Origin of the sequence: Arthrobacter sp. TB 26, assembly GCF_000427315.1 — a bacterium.
Classification (GTDB): Bacteria; Actinomycetota; Actinomycetes; order Actinomycetales; family Micrococcaceae; genus Arthrobacter.
On sequence record NZ_AUPJ01000006.1, the window covers coordinates 1 to 3,741 of the forward strand.

Consider the following 3,741-nt stretch of genomic DNA (forward strand, 5'->3'; position numbering starts at 1 on the left):
AGCGCCTCCTCGGTGAGCGGCTGCGCCGCGGAGACCTTCCCGACGCCGGCGAGCACGAGGACTTTCGCGCCGGCCTCGCTCAGGCCCGGCAGGCGGTGGGCCTGGTCCGCTGCCCCGGTGATGCCAAGAACACTCAGTGATTCGGCCAGGGCTTCGGCGGCCTTGGCGGTCAGGGGGTTGCTGAGCAGGACGGGACCGTCCGTGCCCTGGCCCACGCCGATGACAAGGGCGTCGCTGGGAGACTTCTTGAGGTCCCCTGCAACTGCACTAAGTTTGACTTCCGTATTCTTGACCACGAGGACAGTCCTCAATTCTCTGAGTTTTTAGGGCAGGAACTGCATGTTAGGCGCCCTGCCATGGAACCTGGGCCGCTGCCGGTTTGAGACGTAACCCAAGTGTCTTCAAGCCGTCATGCGGCCAGTTCCGATCGTAGTCTCTCCCCGGCATGGGTGTTCAATTGAATGAGAGCTGGAGCACACCCCGATGAGGAATGCGCCCGTCCTCGGGCGCGTTGTACCCGATATCAGCGCCGCCGCCCCGCAGGGCCCGTCCGGCTGCTCCCACTGACTACGACGAAAGGAACATGCCGTGCTTGAACGGATTTCCGGCTCCCTGCTGGACCCCGAATCGCTGTACCGGCGTGATGACGCGCTGTTCCGCAGCCCCGAACTGCGCGGTTTGAACCTCGTCATGGGCTTCACCGGATTTGCCGATGCAGGACATGTCGTCAGGCAGATCACCGCCGAACTGCTGGACACCCTGGATTCCACGATGGTGGCCGAGTTCGACGCCGACCAGCTGATCGACTACCGCTCCCGCCGCCCGCAGATCAGTTTCGTCGAGGACCACCTGCAGGACTACCAGGCGCCGCGCCTGGCACTGTACCGGCTGGTGGACGGCCTTGGCAGCCCGTTCCTGTTCCTGGCCGGGTTTGAACCGGACCTGCAATGGGAGCGGTTCGCACGCGCCGTCGTGGGTATCGTCCAGGACCTGGACGTCAACCTCGTCACGTGGATCCATTCCATCCCCATGCCCGTGCCGCACACCCGGCCCGTCGGAGTGACGGTGCACGGCAACCGCCCGGACCTCATCGAGGGCATCTCGGTGTGGAAGCCCACGGTCGAGGTGCCCGCCGCCGTCGGCCACCTTCTCGAACTGCGGCTGACGGACGCCGGGCGCAACGTTGCCGGCTACGTGATGCATGTGCCGCACTACCTTGCCGAAGCCGAATACCCGACGGCGGCCGTCGCCGGACTCGAATACCTTGGCGCGGCCACCTCGCTGATGCTGCCTGCCGACCGTCTCCGCGAAGCCGGCCGGGAAGTCGGGCGCCAGATCGCCGAGCAGATTGACGCGTCGGAGGACGTGCAGCAGGTGGTCTCGCGGCTCGAAACCCGTTACGACGAGAACGCCGAAGGCACCGTGCGCCGGTCCCTGCTCGCCGACGAGAACGACCAGCTGCCCAACGCAGATGCCCTCGGTGCCGCCGTCGAGGCGTATCTGGCCCGTAAAGAACCCGGCGAATAACCGGCGAACAAATATTATTTTTCCGTCGACTGGGCATAATGGAGGGGTGACTTCACCCCGCGCCTGGCTGATCTGGATTGTCGGGGTCTTCGCGTATCTCGTGGCGGTCAGCCAGCGCACCTCCTTTGGCGTGGTGGGACTGGAGGCCACGGAGCGCTTCCAGGCCAGCGCGGCCGAAATTTCCTTCTTCACCGTCCTGCAGCTCCTCGTCTACGCAGCCCTGCAGATTCCGGTCGGCATCCTCGTGGACAGGTTCGGTTCCCGGGCCATGATCGCCGGCGGCGCCGTGCTGATGGGGCTGGGGCAGCTCCAGCTGGCCTTTGCCGAAAACATCCCCGGCGGCGTGCTGGGCCGGGTGCTGGTCGGCGCCGGGGACGCGATGACCTTCATCTCGGTGATCCGGCTGATCCCGATCTGGTTCGCCCCCACCCGCGTCCCGCTGCTCACCCAGCTCACCGGCATGTCCGGCCAGCTTGGCCAGCTCTTCAGCGTGGTGCCGTTCGCCATGATCCTGCACCTCGCCGGCTGGACCCCCGCGTTCCTGACGCTCGCGGCCATGTCAGCCCTCGCCGTGGTGCTCGTGCTGGTCCTGCTCCAGGACCTGCCGCCCGGGCACCCGGCACCTGAACCGTCCCAGGGGCTGCGCGCCACAGGGGTCTCGCTTTCCCGCGCCTGGCGGCAGCCCGGCACCCGGCTGGGACTCTGGAGCCACTTCACCGTCCAGTTCAGCGGCACCGTCTTCGCCATGACCTGGGGCTACCCGTTCCTGATCTCCGCCCAGGGCCTGGACGGCCCCACCGTTTCGGCGCTGATGACGCTGTACGTGGCCACGGCCATCGCCGCCGGGCCGCTGATGGGCAGCTTCGTTGCACGACACCCGCTCCGGCGCTCGACCATGGTGCTGCTGATCGCCGCCGCCACCGCCGCGGCCTGGGCTGCAGTGCTGCTCATCCCGGGACGCTCCCCGCTGTGGCTGCTGGCCGGGCTTGTGGTGGTGCTCGCCATCGGCGGCCCCGGCTCCATGATCGGCTTCGACTTTGCCCGCACGTTTAACCCGGCCCACCGGATTGGCACCGCGACCGGGATCGTGAACGTGGGCGGCTTCATCGCCTCCCTTATTGCCATCTATGTGATCGGCCTGGTCCTTGACGTTCTCTACGCCAGCGGATTCTCCCAGGGCGAGCTGTACGGGCTCGATCCGTTCCGGATCGCGCTGAGCGTGCAGTTCCTGCTGCTGGCAGGCGGGGCCGGAGCCATCCTGGTCATCCGCCGGAAGGTCCGGAAGCAGATGGCGGCCCAGGGCGTTGTGGTCCCCCCGCTGCTGGCGGCACTCGCCGAACAACGCCGGCTCAGCTTGGAGCGGCGCCGCACGCCCTGATTCGCGGGCTGCGGGTTGTCCACATAGGACAGGCCGGCACTAACGCGGACCCTCGGGGGCCGCGAGGCTGGCCTTATGACAGCTCCCGATCACCTGAGAATCACCGGCCCGGAGGACATCCTCGGGTTCATCCCGCATTCCCTGGGCTACTGGCCGGCGCACAGCCTCGTGGCCATGACCATGCAGGGCAAACGGCTCGGAGCCACGCTTCGGGTGGACCTCCCCGGCGACGCCGGCAGCCCGGACTGGTCCGGTTCGGCCGGACCGGCAGGCTTTGCCCGTTCCGTGGCGACCTACCTCGAGGCCGACGACGTGGCGGACGGCTCCCTGCTCGCCTTCTTTACCGAAGCCGACGGGGACGGCGCGCCGTGGGCTCCGCTCCTGGCGGAGCTCGAGAATGCGCTGGCCGACGCCGGCATGCCCGTGCGGGACGCCTGGCTGGTCGGCGCCGACTACTGGCGCAACGCCTATTGTGTGGACCCTTCGTGCTGCGCTCCGCCCGGGCGTCCCGTGGAGGAGATCAGGAACAGCAGGCTCAACGCCGAGATGGTCTTCCGCGGCAGTACTGTCGGAGCGGCCCCCGGCGCCGAACCGCCCGCAACGGCGTCGGGTGAGCCGGATCCCGCCGTGCTGGAGGCTCAGCTGGACTGGGCACCACTGTTTGCGGTCCGCACGCGGGACAGGCGCCAGTTCGGCCAGGTGCTGGAGGTGTGGACGCGGGTGCTGCAGGCCCCGGCGCCGGGTCCGACCCTGACGGCAGCGCTCACCGGCTACCTCCGCGCGACCCTCTGCCTCCCGGCGTGGCGTGACGCGGTGCTCGTGATGGCGGCCGCAGG

At 68.2% G+C, this 3,741-nt stretch carries 3 protein-coding genes and 1 pseudogene; 3 read left to right on the forward strand and 1 reads right to left on the reverse strand.

The annotated features are described in order from the left end of the window. A pseudogene (locus K789_RS0100100) lies at positions 1-296 on the reverse strand (M17 family peptidase N-terminal domain-containing protein); the annotation flags it as partial. A gap of 292 nt (positions 297-588) precedes the next feature. On the opposite strand from K789_RS0100100, the gene K789_RS0100105 reads away from it, so the two are divergent. The 3 genes from K789_RS0100105 to K789_RS0100115 form a co-directional block, all read left to right on the forward strand. Next, positions 589-1,527, forward strand: a complete 939-nt coding sequence (locus K789_RS0100105) for a proteasome assembly chaperone family protein (RefSeq protein ID WP_024364966.1) — start codon at positions 589-591, stop codon at positions 1,525-1,527. A 46-nt stretch (positions 1,528-1,573) separates the two neighbouring features. After that, positions 1,574-2,905 carry an MFS transporter gene (locus K789_RS0100110; protein ID WP_024364967.1) on the forward strand — a complete coding sequence of 444 codons (1,332 nt, stop codon included), beginning with the start codon at positions 1,574-1,576 and terminating at the stop codon, positions 2,903-2,905. A 75-nt stretch (positions 2,906-2,980) separates the two neighbouring features. Next, the coding region (locus K789_RS0100115; RefSeq protein ID WP_024364968.1) for a DUF4192 family protein at positions 2,981-3,741 on the forward strand (761 nt) is incomplete at its 3' end.